Source organism: Haloarchaeobius amylolyticus (assembly GCF_042678045.1).
Classification (GTDB): Archaea; Halobacteriota; Halobacteria; order Halobacteriales; family Natrialbaceae; genus Natrinema; species Natrinema amylolyticus_A.
The window spans coordinates 246,921-262,564 of sequence record NZ_JBHUDI010000001.1; the positions used below are offsets into that span (position 1 = coordinate 246,921).

The window sequence follows — 15,644 nt, forward strand, 5'->3', positions numbered from 1 at the left end:
TCAAACTGATCACTGAGACCGACAACGGAACTCAGACTGCAGACCGGCTCAGCGGAGGATGCCTTGTGAGGTACTGAACCTATATATCCCCTGACGTAATTCATATATCCGGATTCCCAGACGGAGACGACCCGCGTGCAATGGCTGTGTGGATTCACCGATCCCGAACCCCTACCCAAAATGCCGATCCAGCCGGTACAAGGCTTGAAACGCCAGAAGAAGAACGGTTACAATCCGTACGTAGTTCGTATGGGTTGGGCGCGATTTGAACCTCGTCGAGACGTTCCTGCTCTTCGGTTCTCCCCTAAATTCCATCACCGAGAGTCTACGACTATCTCTGCTGATTACTATCAGTCAGTCGATTTCTCAGAACATAACCTAAACCACCGAGACTCGCAAGTGCGGTTCCAATACCGAAACCAGGGCTACCGTCCTCACTAGTCTCTTCCTTGTTATCCGCTTTAGATTCCTCATCACTACCCTCTTCCTTGTTATCGGTTTTAAATTCCCCATCCGTGGTTGCACGAGCAACTGGGACGTCATCAACAATGGCAACAACAGGATCGTCAACGTCTGCACCACTGTCTTCTCCGATAGTAAACGTGGCTGTTCCTGTGTCACCCGGAGAGAGTAGTTTGATTGCATCAACCGCGTCTCCACCGTAGAGTGTTCCATCATAGACGCGGAGCGTAAGCGCGTTTTTGACCTCGTATGACTCGTCGATGCTGTATTTCACAGTTGCACTCGGGTCATCGCTTGTGGGTGGACTCGTATATTCGACAGTTACAGCACTGACCGTGTCTCTGAGGATCATCGTTCGGTCAGTGGCGAGCACTTGCTCATCAACTGCTTTGATCAGGATGTCGTCTCCAGCAGCCTTTGGAATCTGTTCAAGGGAGAACGTCTCTGTGGTCTCCTCACCAGCGGCCAATGTGCCCAAGAGTACGGTCGTGTTTCTACCAATCTTCGCTTGGAGAGTCAGTCCGTTGGTCGGCTCATATTCCTCAGAAACCCTATATGTGACATCAAGACTATTCCGAGTATTTGTCGGCTGAGTTGCAAACGTCATAGACTCAATACCCGAAGCTGTGTCGGTATTGTCCCCCGCTTTACCAACGACGACCGACGTTTCGGAGATAGTTCTGTCGTCGTCAACATCGACAAGTGAGACTGTTAATTCAGTCCCTTCTTCCACACTCACATCGCTGTCTTCGCCTGTGAGATCGAATGTCCTACTCTCTTTTGTTCCGGGCCCAAAAGTCGTGAGCAGTGCTCTCCCACCACTACTATCCAGCACAAACAGGTGGATTGGCGAGCTGGACTGGTAACTACTTTCGACGCCGTACTCAACCGTCATGGTGGGACGAGAGCTAGTCGGCGTATCGACAACGCTAACCAGAGGCAGTTGGTTTACCTCCGCACTCACGGACGCAACAGCATCGTTGAGTGTCGTTACATCCTTGGGAAGTGCAGCGCCAATGATTTCCTCTTGTTCAATCGCTGACCTGAGTTGGACCTCAACTGAGTCCTCTTTATTGGTTGCCACCGAAGCCGGCGTCTCCGTGAGATCACCGCGGTCCGCACTCCAGACACGAAGTTGGAAATCCTGATCGTCGAAGAGGAACGTATTGAGCTGCACGCTTGTGTCACCAGATGTCGGCTGTTCGGTGAAGGTCACTTGTTTAAGTTCGCCGTTCCTCCGGTGGAAATTTGCGACATCTCGCTGGATCTGAAGTGGGGTGTTCGTATGACCCACTCCGTCATACACTTTGAATGTGGCATTTGCACCGGCTTCCTCATATATTGTTTCCGAATACGGCATCCTATCCTCCTGCATATCTTCACCATACACATCGACAGCGACCCGCTGGTGTCTCTCGCTCCACGCATCATCGAATGGGATCGTATCATTCTCGTCTTCACCTCCTAAGTAAAGGTACTGTGCGACATCTCGCCAGCTTGCAGCATTGAACCGTTCTCCAGTCAACTCTTCGAGGTTTTTGATCCCGATCGGGTAGTCGAGTTCGTGTCCCTTCGCGCGTTCTAGTGGCAAAATCGGTGTCCCATTGATACCTCCTGCTGAGAGCGACCGGACTTTCTCCGGATGGAGGGCCGCAAATCGATTGACAAAGTTTCCAGATGCAGAAAATCCGTTCATCAAGATATCATCTGCGACGGGATACGACAGATCTTCAAGTAGCTCCTGTGCGTGTTCGATCATATTGAGCAACTGAAGGTCAATACGATCAATCTCTGTTCCCTCTATTTTCAGTGTATTCTCATCTAATGCGTGCGTGTATGTTCTAACAGATGCGATCTCTCCTGCTGGTCGAGGGAACACAGGAACAAGAAGCGGGACAGCAAGAGCTTTGCTGTAGAGTTGCGGTCCAAGCCCATCTGCCAACCGCTCTTGCACGACTGCTCTATGTTCTTCTAAATCATCACTTGGGAACCCAGAATTATTCGGTTCGACAAGCATCGGCACGGGTTCTCGTTGAGTCGTCTCTGGGAGATACAGATAGTATGGATAATTGAATCCCGCATCGCTATTTGCTGGAACTTGGATCGGCCCAAGAAGGTCTGTAGCTGGTCTATCGATTTTCTCGTGGGCTACGGCTGACATACTGCTGACGGAGATCCCTGCCAGACCGAGTAATCCTACACCTGCTCCTTTCAGTAAGTCGCGTCGGCTACCCCTAAGCTCCATCATTAATTTCGTCTAACCGATTGCAATCACAGTATATGATACTGTTGGCTATTTGAGATGGGGGTGTACAGTGGGTGTAAAACGGAGTGAATTGTAGATACGACCTCGGACACAGTATGGGGTGACAAAAGAAATGATCATGGATCTGATACCCACGCGGTGGTGTATTAGCGGAATCTACTGGAATTCGTTTAGTGGAATATTCGTCTCTGTTGAAACCCTATTGTTCAGGCATAAAATTGTGTGAAACAGCCGGTCACTGAAGAGTGCGTACTTACTGCATTTCCCCGTAGAGATTGATGAGTGTGACAATGAGAATCACCCATCCAATGAAGGTGAGAGAAATTCCTTGACTCTGGTAAAGACTGTGACGACAGCAATAGTATCCGCCTCCTGAAGCCCGGAGGAACTCTCTTAGCCCATATGCGATGAAGAGACTACCGAGTGTTCCTCCAGCAGAATACTTTAGAACAGTAGTAAGAATCCTCATTCCACTCATAATTCTTTCACCTCACCTCATGTGTAAAGTCTTTCTCCTGTATTGAACACAACCGGGTTAGAATTTATTATCTATTGGGTATTTCAACAGAGGCGAATATTCAGGTATCGCTGGCTATCCACACACAAGGCTTGGGATTGAGATCGTGAAGGATAAGGTGTCAATTGGACGCTGTTGGCTCTCGTTCGACTGTCGAACAAATCGATGCCTGAGGTCCGAGGGGACCGGATTCGAGAGTTTCAAGATGAGGAATAGGAATGATTTGAGGATCGTTTACCGTCATGCATATTCAATACTCACCCCACTGTTTTTGAGCGTCATGAAGTAACGTACCACATGAAGAATTCGAACGTAACCGAGTCACCACTCGAAGCGGTTGCTGGAGCCGCTGGTCCTCATGCGGTGGATGCGTTTAAACTGTTGAGCGACGAGACGCGTTTGGCTATCTTACTGGCCCTCTGGGAAGCCTACGACCCTCACGCCGAGGATAACTCTGTCCCGTTCTCGAAGTTGTACGATCGCGTCAGCGTACGCGATAGCGCCAACTTCACGTACCACCTCAACAAGCTGGTTGGGCAGTTCGTCGAGGAAACCGACGACGGCTATCAACTCCGAAACTCCGGGATGCAAATCGTCCGGACAGTCATCGCCGGGTCGGGCCTCGGAGAGCGTCGGCTCCCTCGAACGGAGATCCCTAGATCATGTGACCATTGTGGTGCCTCGGTAGAACTCAGCTACGAGGACGAGCGTCTCTATCAGATCTGCACAGAGTGTGAAGGAAACATCGGCCCTCAGTCAACCGAACGAGCGCCTGAGGGAACACTCGTGGTGTACGACAATTTCAATCCTGCTGGCCTGGCCCACCGGTCACCTGAGGAGGTCTTCGTTGCGGGAACGATCGAGTACATGAGAGCCGTCACGTTACTGATCAGGGGCGTCTGTCCGGAATGTTCGGGCCAGGTTGAGAAATCACTGCACATCTGCGAGTCCCACGAGGCTCCACCAGGGGAACTCTGTTCGACCTGTGGCACATCAATGCGTGGCGGGTGGAACGAGGCCCGGGTCAGTTACGCCTGCTCAGTCTGTAAGCATAACGGGTCCTATCCAGCGTGGGTCGCCGTCTACGACCATCCCGCGATCATCGCGTTCTACTATGACCACGGGCTCGAAACGACGTACGGCCTCGATGATCCGGAAACCTGCGGCCAGATCTGGCACCACCTACGGATGGAGCAAACACTCGTATCCGAGGATCCGATTCGAATTCGCGTCACGGTATCGCACGAGGGGGATTACCTACACCTGACTCTCGATGACGATCTCGAAGTGGCTAATATGGTCTTGGAAACCGAGGAAACGACCCAAAGCCGGTCAGAAGACGCAGCTCGGTCTGGTTCGAGTAGTGTTCGGGCCATAAACAGTAGAGATACAATGGCGGATGTTGAGTTGCCTGACAACGAAGAGTGTTTGGCGCAGATCCGTCGTCGGTGGTCTAACGAGGTGATGTGCCCTCACTGCGACAGCGCAGACACACTCAAGAAGGGAACGACAAGCAAAGACGCGCAACGCTACAAATGTCGTAACTGCGGCGGCACGTTCAACGATTTGACCGGGACGGTTTTCGCCGGCCATCGTCTTTCCCTTCCAGAGATGTTCTACATCGTCCGGCAAATGGACGAGATGAAGACGACAGAGCTTGCGCAGCGACTCGACCGTTCTTACAAATCAGTGCTGGACTTCGTTCACAAAGCCCGAACCGCCCGTGATGAGGGTCTCGTATCGATCGTTTCTCCGGCCGTGATGGAATCGGAATCGACGTGAACGGAATCAACCAAGAGTAGGGTTCGAACGGACTCCAAAGTGACCTCCTCCTTCGCCGTAAACGACGAGGCTTCCCACGGCACCGCACCGCTGAGTTGGGATATTTACTGGTTTACGACCTGTCGGCATGACAGGCCGATGGCGGGGCCACACCGCCGTTACTCCTATCCCGGCATGGGACTCGGAGTTATCTTGCTGGCCGAGACACCACAGCGGTTCGAGAGGGTGTCTCGAACATTCTGGTTCTCGGAGTCCCCGATATTGTGCATTTGAGTGGGCGGTGTAACCGCCTCGATGTACGTCATGCTACGTTTCGTTTCTACTTAAATATCAGTATTACCGTTAGACAGTGTTTGTGTCGGCAGTGTCGGATTCACGCCCGCCGTAAACGACGGGATTCTCTCCCCGAAGTAAGATAGCAATTTGTCGAGAGAGCCCGACACCCAAAGCACGATTCCGATCCGTTTGGACAACCGAGAGCAACGTCTGTGAAGCCCCTACACGGGCATCAAATCGATTACCTCAGTCGAATGGGAGGAGAGGCTCGATCAGAGTACAAGCACACGTTTCTACACATAAGCTAAGAGTGCCCACAGAATTGATCTAATGGCCCTGTGACCGAACCTTCGCTGCCACCGTTTATGGGGAAGTGCCCTGCCCCATGGTGTGGAGTAGCATAGAAGGATTTACTAAAATCTCATACAGATTAAGTCTTTGATTCGGTGGCACGGATTTCTGCACGGGCCATGTACGAGGACAATGTAGTGGTAGAAGGGACCTGCCACACGTACCACGTATCGGAAGAGAACGCCCTGAACCCGCAGGCCGTCGGCACCGGCAACGGGCTCTTCGAAATCATCAACGCACTACACCCGGACGGGTACGAGATGCCACCGGAGAAGTGGTTCAAAGATGACACAGCAGAAGAACTCGCCGAGCTCATGTGGCTTGAGACCGACATCGACATCGCCCGGTTCTTCTCCACCAAACTTACTGACTATTTCGCGGACGGAATGAACAGGCTAGATACCGGGGTCGAGCTTCGAGAAGAGTACGGTGACTTCCGGGTTCCGACGGTGATGGGTAGCGTCAACCCGATCGCAGACGACGCCATCAAGGAGATGGAACGACAGGTCGAAGAGGAGAACGTAGACGGATTCAAACTCTACCCCGCGTTCTTCGAGGACGGACAGACGCTCGACATGCGGCTGGACAATCCCGATGTCGGAGTACCGATCATCGAGAAGGCCGTCGAACTCGGCGTTCCCCATATCGCAGTCCACAAGTCGGTCCCGTACGGACAGACCAATTTCGAAACCTACGACGTGGGCGACATGGAGGAGGCAGCGTCGATGTTTCCCGAAGTCACGTTCGAAGTCGTCCACGCTGGCCTGTCGTTCCTCGATGAGACGAAGTTCCTCCTTCAGCGATACCCGAACGTCTGGGCGAACCTCGAAATCACGGCGTTCCTGGTGGCCGAGAGTCCAATGAACTTCGCCGAAGTCCTGGCTGAGCTCCTCGTGTGGGGCGGGCCAGAACGAATCATCTGGTCAACCGGTCCCACCGCCGTCCATCCTCAGCCACTGATCGAGGCGTTCTGGGAGTTCCAGTTCCCGGAGATGCTCCTTGAGAACGGCGTTCCACCACTAACTGACGAAATAAAGCGCATGATCCTCGGGGAGAACGCGCTCCGCATGATGGGCAAAGATCCCGACGAGGTCAGGTCGAAGCTGGAAGATATCAACGACGAGGTCGCTCAACTCCGTGCAGAACAGGATGAACGACCAGAGCCGTGGGCTTCGATCAAACCCACTGGTGCATCGGAACCGATGCAGCAACCCAGGGCTCGACAAAAAGCAGCCAGTGATGACTAATGCCGATGAGTAGCGATACCATTAACCTCGAAGATCGTGTCCGGGAGCGACTAGACGAGGTTCTCGATCCCTGTAGTACGTTCACCGAGAGACCCCAGAGTATCGTCGAACTCGGACTGGTGGACGGCGTCTCTGTCGATGATGGCGACGTAACGGTCGCTCTGTTACCAACCAATCAACTCTGTCTGTACATTCCGCACATGACAGAAGATATCGAAAACAGAGTTGGGGACGTTCCTGGAGTTGACGCGGTCTCCGTCGAGACGGTCGCAGACAAGATCTGGACACAGGACCGGATGACAGAAGAGGCGTATGCAGAACGACAGGAGTACTTCCGAGAGCGAGTTTCGGAGCACGGACTCTCTCCGGCCTACGACGGAGAGGAATGGGTTGACGATGTCGGAACTGCCGGCTCAACAGGTGATAATGAAATGCGGAGCCATACTCCGCAGTCTGCACCGGATACGAGGAACGAACGATGACATGCAAGATGATAATCCTCTCTCCCCGAAAAGAGGGTCTGACTCACGAGGAGTGCATCGAGTACCTGGAACAAGAACACGTCTCGTTGGTCGAGGAACTTCCGGGGCTCAAACGGTTCACGACCTCGATCCCGTTCGATCCGGAGCGGATCGGATACCCGCTCGATCCGGACGGAACGAGATTCGACGTGATGGCGAAATTGCAGTTCGAGAGCCTCGACGATTTACAGGCAGCATTCGATTCCGAGCCCGGACAAGCCGTCCTTCGGGACGCACAGAACTTCGTCGATGTCGATGGGGGCGTAATGATCGCTATCGACGATGAAACCTTGCGACATCAGACGATCCCAGCGGATCTCTAGCGGCGACAGGATAATGACACCCGACCCAGATACCCACGAACGGCGGCCCGTGTTGAAAGCAATCGGAGCGGCCTCGGCGGTTTCCCTCATTAGCGGCGTCGGTGTAGTTGCGGAGGATAAAGAACAGGACGAACAACGAGGAACTGAACAGACAGACGACGCCCGACCACCAATCATTCACTCGCATTTCGGCTACTCCGGAACGAGCGACGACGACATCCCCGAGCGGCTGACACCGGACGAGACCGTCGAACTCCACGTCGACGAGGGGCAGATCACTCAGCCCGAACCGCCGGATTTCGACCTCACGGTCGAGTTCGGCGCGTTTCATTTCGCCCCCGTAGGACTCCAGGTAGAACCTGGGTCGATCGTCGAATTCGATTTCCACACACCGGAGCACACAGCAACGGCGTACCACCCTGGCCAGGAGCGCCAGCAACGCGTCCCCGACGGCGTTCCGGCGTTCTCATCGACGGTCAACGAGCATCATGGGTTCTGGCTGTATCGCTTTGAGGAGGAAGGCGTGTATGACCTGTTCTGTTCCCCGCATGAATGGAGCGGAATGGGAATGCGAATCGTCGTCGGGGACGATCCAGGTCCCGTAGTCCGGGAGGACGGACGGCCACCGCTCCCGCTAACCGCGGCGCTACTCGGATCGGGCCTCCCACCAGAAGAAGGAGGAGACCCGGATATCGGGCACGAGAAACTCGCTCCCCAGTACATTATTGATAATGGTCCGATCTCACTCTTTCACCCCGAGAACGAGAACGACGAACCGGAGGACGACGAACTGAAGATCGATCTCGAAGTGACACTAACCGGGCCAAGTCCTCCCGAGTCCTGAGATTGCCTCTCTCGATTCTTACGCCCTCTCTGCTTCTAGGACACTCAACGGCCCCTCCTCAGGGACCCACGTCTCGACGAATTTCCATCCCGTCTGTTCTAACAACTCCACGTACTCGTCTTTGGTACGTTCGCGTCCACCCGTCTGTACCATCATGGTGATATCTAATCGCTTCGCATAGTGGGGTGTTCCCGGATCCGGAACGACGGTTTCGATGATAAACAAACGGCCATCAGATGGTGCCGACTCGTGAATGGTCGAGAGTATCTGCTGGCACTCTTCGTCGTCGAAGTTGTGCAAAATCCACTTCAGGAAGTAGACGTCTGCTTCGGGAACTCCCTCAAACATATCTCCACCGACATACGTACATCGCTCAGTCACGTTCAGCTGTGGTGCCCAGAATCGATCCTCCTCGGCAACTACGTCGGGTAGTTCGAGGACCGTCCCCTGGAGTCGGGGATTCGCCTTCAAAATATGGCTCAGTAGACGGCCGCGCCCACCACCGACGTCACAAACGTGCGAAAATTGCGAAAAGTCGTGCGTGTCGAGCGCATCGAGAATCTGGTCCGGATGATTTCGTGAGGCGAACTCCATCAGTGCGTTGTAGCGATCACCGAACTCGGGATTCTTTTCGAGGTACTCGAAGAAGTCACACCCGAATTCACGGACGAATCCAGTTGGACCGCCTTCGTTGACGATATCAGACATGTGTAACATCGTCTTCGACCACTCGGGGCTGCGGTTGAACAGGAGGTTACCTTGTACCGAATGGGGATGATCCGCCTGGAAGAGTTCGCCTACGGGAGTGAGTGAGAAACGCCGGTTCTCGTCTTCATCGAGTACCCCAAAATGTGTCATCGCGCGGAGCAGTCGATAGGTGTTACCCGAATCTAGGTCCAGTTGAGTGGCAAGCTCAGATGCGGACGTAGGATCATCGTCGAGGATTTTGAATAGCCCCAGTTCTACACCAGTGTAGAGAATCCGGCCGCTCCACACTCCTTCGGTCCCAATGAGGTCATTGGCTTCTTCGACGCGAGCATCTATTTCTGATTGTGTCGTGGAAGTCTCAGTATCATCAGCCATTGTTGGTATAGACGTTCCCGGACTCAGTATTAGGAATTCGCCCGGACCGGCGTGGTAGAATCTAAGGTATCTGGTCCCGAGAACTGCTATTTATCGTACACGGGGAACTGTCCATCAATCGGCGATTGATTTTCTCCGTGGCAACCTGGTCACCTGTACGCGAATTCCTCGATGAACACCATCTCGTTCGACCATCGAACGGAAGCAACGGCCTTGCATTCGTACGGCGATTCACCCCGGCGCTGTACTGCGGTTTCGACCCCGAAAATCGGCTATGGGCGCTGCAGGCTCTAGTTCGAGTGTCGACTATATCTTCTTCCTTGCGAGATAGATCTCACTGCTCCATCTGACTGTTGAGTGGCGTAGAATCCGCCTTGATCGACGCGTAGACTCGTTCGGCCCACTCGCGTGCCATGGGCGAGTCCGTATCGACGAACACCTACATCAGCCCTGTGTCATCGTCGTAGCCTCCGAGCCTGACGCGCTCGTCGAAGATTGCGAGTCCGTAGGGGGAGTTTCTCACGGGTTCGGAGGGTCAACTGGCCGCGATCGACCGCCTCAGTCACACGGATCGGATACGTTTCACGCCACTTCTCGACGATGTTCAGTGGGTAAATGAGTTCGGCTTCGGTACCATCGAGCACTCGCTGGTAGAGCTCACAATCATTAATGGAGCCGGATGTGTCGTATTGAACCCTCGAAGCAAACTGATAGCAGAATCTGTTGGGGTTCGCTTAGGGCAGAGAAGTCACGTACTATGGAAAATCACAACGATATCTGATGCCGAGTTATCTATGCGGTAAGCAGATCACAACGGCCTGCAGAGCCGCTAGTCGCCCCTTTTTAACTCAAGAAACCAGCTCAACGAAATCGAATTCCTCAACGCGCTAATCACGATCATCGGCTACAAAATAGACGAAACGTTCGACGAGCGTGAGCTCTTCTGAACCGGCACGGGAGCGGATTCGAACCGGGGGACCCCTACGGGACAGCGGCACTCAACGACTGTATCGCAGAACGCTGTGCCGCGAATTACTTTTAAGTAACACGGGTGATACGCGATACAAGCAAAGCCGCGCGACGCTGAAAGCTACGTCTGCCTGCGATTAGCTCGTACTCTAAAACGCGAGCGCAGAAAGCGGGCCGGGCGCGAATCTGCTACCTGAGATTCTGCTAAGGGTTTTGGTCTGTTGACCAGTGGTGCGAGAGTCGTTCTCACGGCATGTGGGTTTAAGTGCTCCTTCAACCTAATGCGCAGACGTGCCTGGGGTGCGGGACAGAATCGCTATGTTCGTTAACGAATTCAAAATCGGCCTTCGCTCAATGAGAGCGAAAAATACCGATACAGTAGGCTCAGGATGCGGATCTTGGTCCTTCAAAATCGCGGGCGCAAGAGTGGGTTGGGGCAGATTTGAACTGCCGACTTCCTCCGTGTGAAGGAGGTATCATAACCGGACTAGATCACCAACCCGCACGAAGACGTTTCCGTCCGTTCGACTTAAGACTTCCTTTCATCGGTCGTTGTCGTACGTCTCGAGCGTCACCGCATCACACGGTCGCGTGCGTCCCGAACCGTTTTCCGGGCGCGCCTTTCGGCGCGGTGCTCGAGTTCGCGGACACGGTCGACGCGGCTGGGTTCGTGATCGGGCTCCCGACCGAGCCGAGTGCGAACCCAGTTCGTGAGCCGTGCTCGGTACTCGGCCGCGCCGAGTCGGGCGTGCGTGGCGGCTCGCCGCAGGTAATACAGGCTGTCGTGGAGGTGTTTGTTCATGTGTTGCTCTCCCGTATAGAGGTCGAATGAGGATATAGTGCTTTCGCGGACAACAGAATTAACAGGAAGACGAACTACCCATTTCCTCAAGAACGTGCAACTGCTGGGCGCGTCCCTGTTCGTGCTGGTTCTCGCCGGCGAACCGTGGGGCTACGCGCTGAGCCTCGGTCTCTTCTAAAATCGGCAGCGAATCGCTGTTCCCAGCGCTGTACCTCCAGCCGGACGACGTCTAGTAGTCCGGTGCGTCTTCCGGTTCGCCGTCGCGTGCGTTGACGACTCGAGCCAGGGTAAACAACCCGTCCGAGAGCCGATTGAGGTACTGGATTGCATCCTCGTTGATCTTCTCTTCGATGGCGAGCGAGACTGCTCGTCGCTCCGCGCGTCGACAGACGGTGCGGGCGTGGTGGAGCGCCGCGCCGTGGTCGCTGCCGGTCGGCAGGATAAAGGAGGTCAGCGGCTCGAGTTCCTCGTCGTACTCGTCGATCCAGTCCTCAACGGTCTCGACGTGGGTGGGACGGATCACGGGGTCGTCCTCGTCGGGATCGGGGTTCGCGAAGTCCGCCTGCACGACGTGGAGGTGGTTCTGGATCGTCGCCAGTCGCTCGTTGATGTCGTCGTGGTCGGTCGGCCGGATCGTCCCGATCAGTGCGTTGAGTTCGTCGACAGTGCCGTACGCTTCGATGCGGGCGCTGGCCTTCGAGACGCGAGTCATATCTCGGAGGTCGGTTTCCCCTTCGTCGCCGCGACCGGTGTAGATCGACATGGCTGGACCGACGGATGGCGACCACTTAATTCTCGTGTCACCGGCACTACCGTCGGTTCGGCCGTTTCAAGTGCCGTGCGCGAACCCCGCCGGAACCAGTACGTTAAACTCGCTTCGCCGGCAACCACCGGCCATGGCTCTGGAACTCGACCACGAGTGTCCCAACTGCGGGGAGGAAAAGACGTTTTACCGCGCCGCCAGCACGACGCTGCACCTCGGCGAGAAAGTCAAGTGGCACTGCCCGGACTGTGACTACGGCTTCGTCCGGATCGGCGACAACGGCACTGCCGTCGACTCGAGTACGGCATAATTCGCCTTCTGCCTGCTTTCGTTCTCGCGCCGAGAGCCGTCTTTCTCGTTCCCGAATCGATTCGCGTTCGGGTTCCCTCCCGCGGTTCCAAAACCGTCTCCACGTAGCGACCGCCGTAAAGTCAGTGCGGGAACAGGCTATGAATCGTCAGCGAGTGCCTGCCACGACAGCCGCGGATTTCGCGCCGCGCTGGTCTGGTCGATCCGGCGTGCGGTAGTCCGTTCCGGCGCGGCCTCGAGCGTGTCGGCGTCCTCGTCGGCGACAGCGTTGAACGCGGCGGCGAGGCGATCCAGGGTATCCTTGCTCTCGATCTCGGTGGGTTCGGTCATCAGGGCCTCGGGGACGATCTCGGGCCACTTGGTCGTCGGTGGGTGGACGCCGTAGTCGAGCATTCGTTTCGCCACGTCGGCGGCGTCTTGCTCGCCGGCGCTGGCGACGAACTCGTGGTGGAACGGCCCGTAAGGGATCTCGTAGTCGATCTGCTCGGCGAGGTAGTTCGCGTTGAGTACTGCGGAGGCGCTCGCGTCCGCGAGGCCCTCGTCGCCGAGACGGGCGATGTAGGCGAAGGTCTTGACGAGCACCAGCCAGTTGCCGTCGAATCCGTGGACCTTGCCGATGGTGTGCTCGGGCTCGAAGCGCTCGTAGACCGGCTTGCCCGTCTTCGAGTTCGCGTCACGCTTGCGAACGCGGGGCGAAGGGAGGAACGGGGCCAGCTCGTCGACGACGCCGACCGGACCAGCACCCGGCCCGCCACCGCCGTGGGGTGTCGCGAACGTCTTGTGGACGTTGTAGTGCATCACGTCGAAGCCCATGTCGCCCGGTCGTGCGCGGCCAAGCAGCGCGTTCAGATTCGCCCCGTCGTAGTAGAGCAGCCCGCCGACGTCGTGGACCATCTCGGCGATTTCCGCGATATCGCGCTCGAATAAGCCGAGCGTGTTCGGATTGGTCAACATGAGCGCCGCGGTGTTCTCCGAGAGCGCGGCCTCGAGCGCCTCGAGATCAACCCGGCCCTCGTCGTCGCTGGGCAGGGAGACGACGTCGTAGCCGCCGAGGGCGGCGCTCGCGAAGTTAGTGCCGTGGGCGCTCTCGGGGACGATGACCTCGTTGCGGTGGCCCTCGCCGTTGTGTTCGTGGTAGGCCGCGGCGACGCGGATGCCGACGAACTCCCCTGCTGCACCGGCCGGCGGCTGGAGCGTCACCGCGTCCATGCCGCCGATCCGGCCCAGGTAGTCCTGCAGTCGGTACAGCAACTCGAGAGTGCCCTGAACCGATGCTTCGGACCGGTCGGGGTGGACGGCTGCCGACGGCAGCGCGGCCACGTCCTCCGTGAACTTGGGATTGTACTTCATCGTACACGACCCCAGTGGATAGGGGCCGCTGTCGATCCCGTAGATCATCTGCGAGAGGCGTGTGTAGTGGCGGGCCAGTTCTGGTTCGGAGAGTTCCGGGAGCTCGAGGGAGTCCCGCGTGAGGTCGTCAGGTAGCGGCGAGTCGGTCGACTCCCCACCGTCACCGTTGTCCCCGTCGCCGATATCGACCCGCGTCAGGTCCTTCTCCGAGAGCAGCGGTTCGTACTCGCCGTTCTCGACGTATCGGGCCTGATCGTAGCGCGACTGGGCGGCGTCGCGTTCACCGGTCATCGGATCACCCCCTCGAGCGCGGCGACGAACCGGTCGAGTTGCACGTCGGGTACGCCGGTGACACAGACCTGAATCTCGTGGTTGCCAACGACGTGGACCGCAAAGCCCAGTTGCTCGAGGTCGTCGGCGACGGCGCTCGCGGGCTGGTCGACGCGGGCGACGAACTCCCGGAAGTGTCGGCGGTCGTGGACCGGCGCTTGCACACCGACGATGTCGTCGACGCGCTCCGCGAGGTCCTCCGCACGCGTGACGGCGCGCTTGGCGAGCTCGACCATCCCGCTCGGGCCGAGGACGGCAGCGTGGATTGCCGTTCGAAGCGCGACCCAGGCCTGGTTCGTACAGATGTTACTCGTCGCGCGCTCCCGGCGGATGTGCTGTTCGCGCGTCTGCAGCGTGAGCGTAAACGCCCGGCGGTCGGTCGCGTCCTCGCTGACCCCGACCAGCCTGCCGGGAACCTGCCGAAGGTAGTCCTCGCTGGTGGCAAACAGCCCCAGTCCCATCCCGTAGCTCGTCGGGAGGCCCAGCACGCTCGCGTCGCCGACGACGACGTCCGCACCGACGTCGGCGGGGCGCTCGAGCAACGAGAGCGCGATCGGGTCCGAACCGAGCACGAAGAAGGCGTCGGCGTCCGCGGCGAGGTCGCCGATCGCGCCCAGCCGTTCTTCGATCGTTCCGCGGACGGTCGGGGTCTCGGCGTAGATCATCACGACCTCCTCGTCGACGGTTTCCTCGAGTCCCGCGAGATCGACGTTGCCGTCGTCGACCGGGTACTCCTCGACGGCGAGGTCGGTGCCGGCGACGTAGTTTGCGAGCGTGCTCTTTCGTTCCTCGCGCAGCAGTTCGGGCACGAGCACACGGTGACCAGTGGTGTCGCGGACGCGATCGGCGAGCGTCGCAGCCTCGCCGAGTGCCGTCGCCGCGTCGTAGATCGAGCAGTTCGCGATCTCGAGGCCGGTCAACTCGACCAGCAGCGATTGATACTCGAATAAGGCCTGCAGGAATCCCTGCGAGATTTCGGGCTGATACTGCGTGTACGAAGTGAGAAACTCCGAGCGATCCGCGAGGTGATCGACCAGCGACGGGATGTAGTAGCCGTAGTGGCCGCGCCCGAGTAATTCGGTGCGGTCGTCGTTGCGACCCAGCACCGAGCGAACCAGCCGTCGCGTCTCCCGTTCCGTTCGCGCGTCGATATCGAACTGGCCGTCGAACCTGATATCGTCCGGAATGTCGAAGAGATCCTCGACCGTCTCCGCGTCGACCGCCTCGAGCATCGCCGTGCGGTCCTCCGCCGTGTGGGGAGCGTACGGACTCCCCGAGGTGTGTGATCCGTGCATGACTAGGGGTGGTCTCGGTCGATCGAGCAGGTCGTCCCTTCCTGCTGTCGAGTGTGGCATTCGATCCGAAACACGATACGCACCTCTAGCGGACAGGGGGTAATGAACGCACTCGTTTGGACGTCCCTCGTGTCGGCGACGAACGCCGGGCCGC

At 57.0% G+C, this 15,644-nt stretch carries 12 protein-coding genes, 1 tRNA gene and 3 pseudogenes; 8 read left to right on the forward strand and 8 right to left on the reverse strand.

The window, feature by feature from the left end:
• Positions 1-331: 331 nt before the first annotated feature.
• Positions 332-2,623, reverse strand: a complete 2,292-nt coding sequence (locus ACFR99_RS01250) for a hypothetical protein (protein ID WP_390283554.1) — start codon at positions 2,621-2,623, stop codon at positions 332-334.
• Between the two features lie 919 nt (positions 2,624-3,542).
• Here ACFR99_RS01250 and ACFR99_RS20290 point away from each other — a divergent pair.
• The 6 genes and pseudogenes from ACFR99_RS20290 to ACFR99_RS01275 form a co-directional block, all read left to right on the forward strand.
• Positions 3,543-4,523 (forward strand): annotated as a pseudogene (locus ACFR99_RS20290) (winged helix-turn-helix domain-containing protein); the annotation flags it as partial.
• 96 nt (positions 4,524-4,619) lie between these two features.
• Positions 4,620-4,976 (forward strand): annotated as a pseudogene (locus tag ACFR99_RS01255) (transposase); the annotation flags it as partial.
• Between the two features lie 815 nt (positions 4,977-5,791).
• Positions 5,792-6,901 (forward strand): amidohydrolase family protein, encoded by a 1,110-nt coding sequence (locus ACFR99_RS01260; protein ID WP_390283556.1) that lies wholly within the window; start codon positions 5,792-5,794, stop codon positions 6,899-6,901.
• Between the two features lie 5 nt (positions 6,902-6,906).
• Positions 6,907-7,383 carry a metal-sulfur cluster assembly factor gene (locus ACFR99_RS01265; protein WP_390283559.1) on the forward strand — a complete coding sequence of 159 codons (477 nt, stop codon included), beginning with the start codon at positions 6,907-6,909 and terminating at the stop codon, positions 7,381-7,383.
• Positions 7,380-7,745: an EthD family reductase gene (locus tag ACFR99_RS01270; RefSeq protein WP_390283561.1), complete on the forward strand. Its 366-nt coding sequence runs from the start codon at positions 7,380-7,382 to the stop codon at positions 7,743-7,745. The genes ACFR99_RS01265 and ACFR99_RS01270 overlap by 4 nt, the downstream gene beginning before the upstream one ends.
• Before the next feature lie 13 nt (positions 7,746-7,758).
• Positions 7,759-8,589: a cupredoxin domain-containing protein gene (locus ACFR99_RS01275; protein ID WP_390283564.1), complete on the forward strand. Its 831-nt coding sequence runs from the start codon at positions 7,759-7,761 to the stop codon at positions 8,587-8,589.
• An 18-nt stretch (positions 8,590-8,607) separates the two neighbouring features.
• Here the strand turns inward: ACFR99_RS01275 and ACFR99_RS01280 are convergent, their stop codons facing one another.
• The 4 genes and pseudogenes from ACFR99_RS01280 to ACFR99_RS01295 all read right to left on the reverse strand — a co-directional run bounded on the left by ACFR99_RS01280 (position 8,608) and on the right by ACFR99_RS01295 (position 11,443).
• Positions 8,608-9,672, reverse strand: a complete 1,065-nt coding sequence (locus ACFR99_RS01280) for a methyltransferase (RefSeq protein WP_390283566.1) — start codon at positions 9,670-9,672, stop codon at positions 8,608-8,610.
• A gap of 334 nt (positions 9,673-10,006) precedes the next feature.
• Positions 10,007-10,399 (reverse strand): annotated as a pseudogene (locus tag ACFR99_RS01285) (transcriptional regulator FilR1 domain-containing protein); the annotation flags it as partial.
• 669 nt (positions 10,400-11,068) lie between these two features.
• Positions 11,069-11,143: transfer RNA gene (locus ACFR99_RS01290), tRNA-Val, on the reverse strand.
• Positions 11,144-11,212: 69 nt separating this feature from the next.
• Positions 11,213-11,443 carry a DUF7553 family protein gene (locus tag ACFR99_RS01295; protein WP_390283569.1) on the reverse strand — a complete coding sequence of 77 codons (231 nt, stop codon included), beginning with the start codon at positions 11,441-11,443 and terminating at the stop codon, positions 11,213-11,215.
• Positions 11,444-11,480: 37 nt separating this feature from the next.
• On the opposite strand from ACFR99_RS01295, the gene ACFR99_RS01300 reads away from it, so the two are divergent.
• Positions 11,481-11,621 (forward strand): hypothetical protein, encoded by a 141-nt coding sequence (locus ACFR99_RS01300; protein ID WP_390283571.1) that lies wholly within the window; start codon positions 11,481-11,483, stop codon positions 11,619-11,621.
• A 51-nt stretch (positions 11,622-11,672) separates the two neighbouring features.
• Here ACFR99_RS01300 and ACFR99_RS01305 read toward each other — a convergent pair whose 3' ends face one another.
• Positions 11,673-12,206, reverse strand: a complete 534-nt coding sequence (locus ACFR99_RS01305) for a cob(I)yrinic acid a,c-diamide adenosyltransferase (RefSeq protein WP_390283573.1) — start codon at positions 12,204-12,206, stop codon at positions 11,673-11,675.
• 133 nt (positions 12,207-12,339) lie between these two features.
• Between ACFR99_RS01305 and ACFR99_RS01310 the strand changes: the two genes are divergently transcribed.
• A complete protein-coding gene (locus ACFR99_RS01310) occupies positions 12,340-12,516 on the forward strand; it encodes a DUF7838 family putative zinc beta-ribbon protein (protein ID WP_390283575.1) in 177 nt (58 codons plus the stop codon).
• Between the two features lie 137 nt (positions 12,517-12,653).
• On the opposite strand, the gene gcvPB is transcribed toward ACFR99_RS01310, so the two are convergent.
• Together gcvPB and gcvPA are read right to left on the reverse strand one after the other, a co-directional pair.
• Positions 12,654-14,156: an aminomethyl-transferring glycine dehydrogenase subunit GcvPB gene (gene gcvPB / locus ACFR99_RS01315; RefSeq protein WP_390283578.1), complete on the reverse strand. Its 1,503-nt coding sequence runs from the start codon at positions 14,154-14,156 to the stop codon at positions 12,654-12,656.
• The gene (gcvPA, locus tag ACFR99_RS01320) at positions 14,153-15,490 is read right to left on the reverse strand and encodes an aminomethyl-transferring glycine dehydrogenase subunit GcvPA (protein WP_390283581.1); all 1,338 of its coding nucleotides are present in this window, start codon (positions 15,488-15,490) and stop codon (positions 14,153-14,155) included. The genes gcvPB and gcvPA overlap by 4 nt, the downstream gene beginning before the upstream one ends.
• Between the last annotated feature and the right edge of the window lie 154 nt (positions 15,491-15,644).

Bases quoted from the DNA above. Each gene is read 5' to 3' on its own strand.
- ACFR99_RS01295 (WP_390283569.1), bottom strand. From the start codon at position 11,443: ATGAACAAACACCTCCACGACAGCCTGTATTACCTGCGGCGAGCCGCC.
- ACFR99_RS01305 (WP_390283573.1), bottom strand. From the start codon at position 12,206: ATGTCGATCTACACCGGTCGCGGCGACGAAGGGGAAACCGACCTCCGA.
- ACFR99_RS01275 (WP_390283564.1), top strand. From the start codon at position 7,759: ATGACACCCGACCCAGATACCCACGAACGGCGGCCCGTGTTGAAAGCA.
- gcvPB (WP_390283578.1), bottom strand. From the start codon at position 14,156: ATGACCGGTGAACGCGACGCCGCCCAGTCGCGCTACGATCAGGCCCGA.
- ACFR99_RS01270 (WP_390283561.1), top strand. From the start codon at position 7,380: ATGACATGCAAGATGATAATCCTCTCTCCCCGAAAAGAGGGTCTGACT.
- ACFR99_RS01280 (WP_390283566.1), bottom strand. From the start codon at position 9,672: ATGGCTGATGATACTGAGACTTCCACGACACAATCAGAAATAGATGCT.
- ACFR99_RS01310 (WP_390283575.1), top strand. From the start codon at position 12,340: ATGGCTCTGGAACTCGACCACGAGTGTCCCAACTGCGGGGAGGAAAAG.
- ACFR99_RS01250 (WP_390283554.1), bottom strand. From the start codon at position 2,623: ATGTCAGCCGTAGCCCACGAGAAAATCGATAGACCAGCTACAGACCTT.
- ACFR99_RS01265 (WP_390283559.1), top strand. From the start codon at position 6,907: ATGAGTAGCGATACCATTAACCTCGAAGATCGTGTCCGGGAGCGACTA.
- gcvPA (WP_390283581.1), bottom strand. From the start codon at position 15,490: ATGCACGGATCACACACCTCGGGGAGTCCGTACGCTCCCCACACGGCG.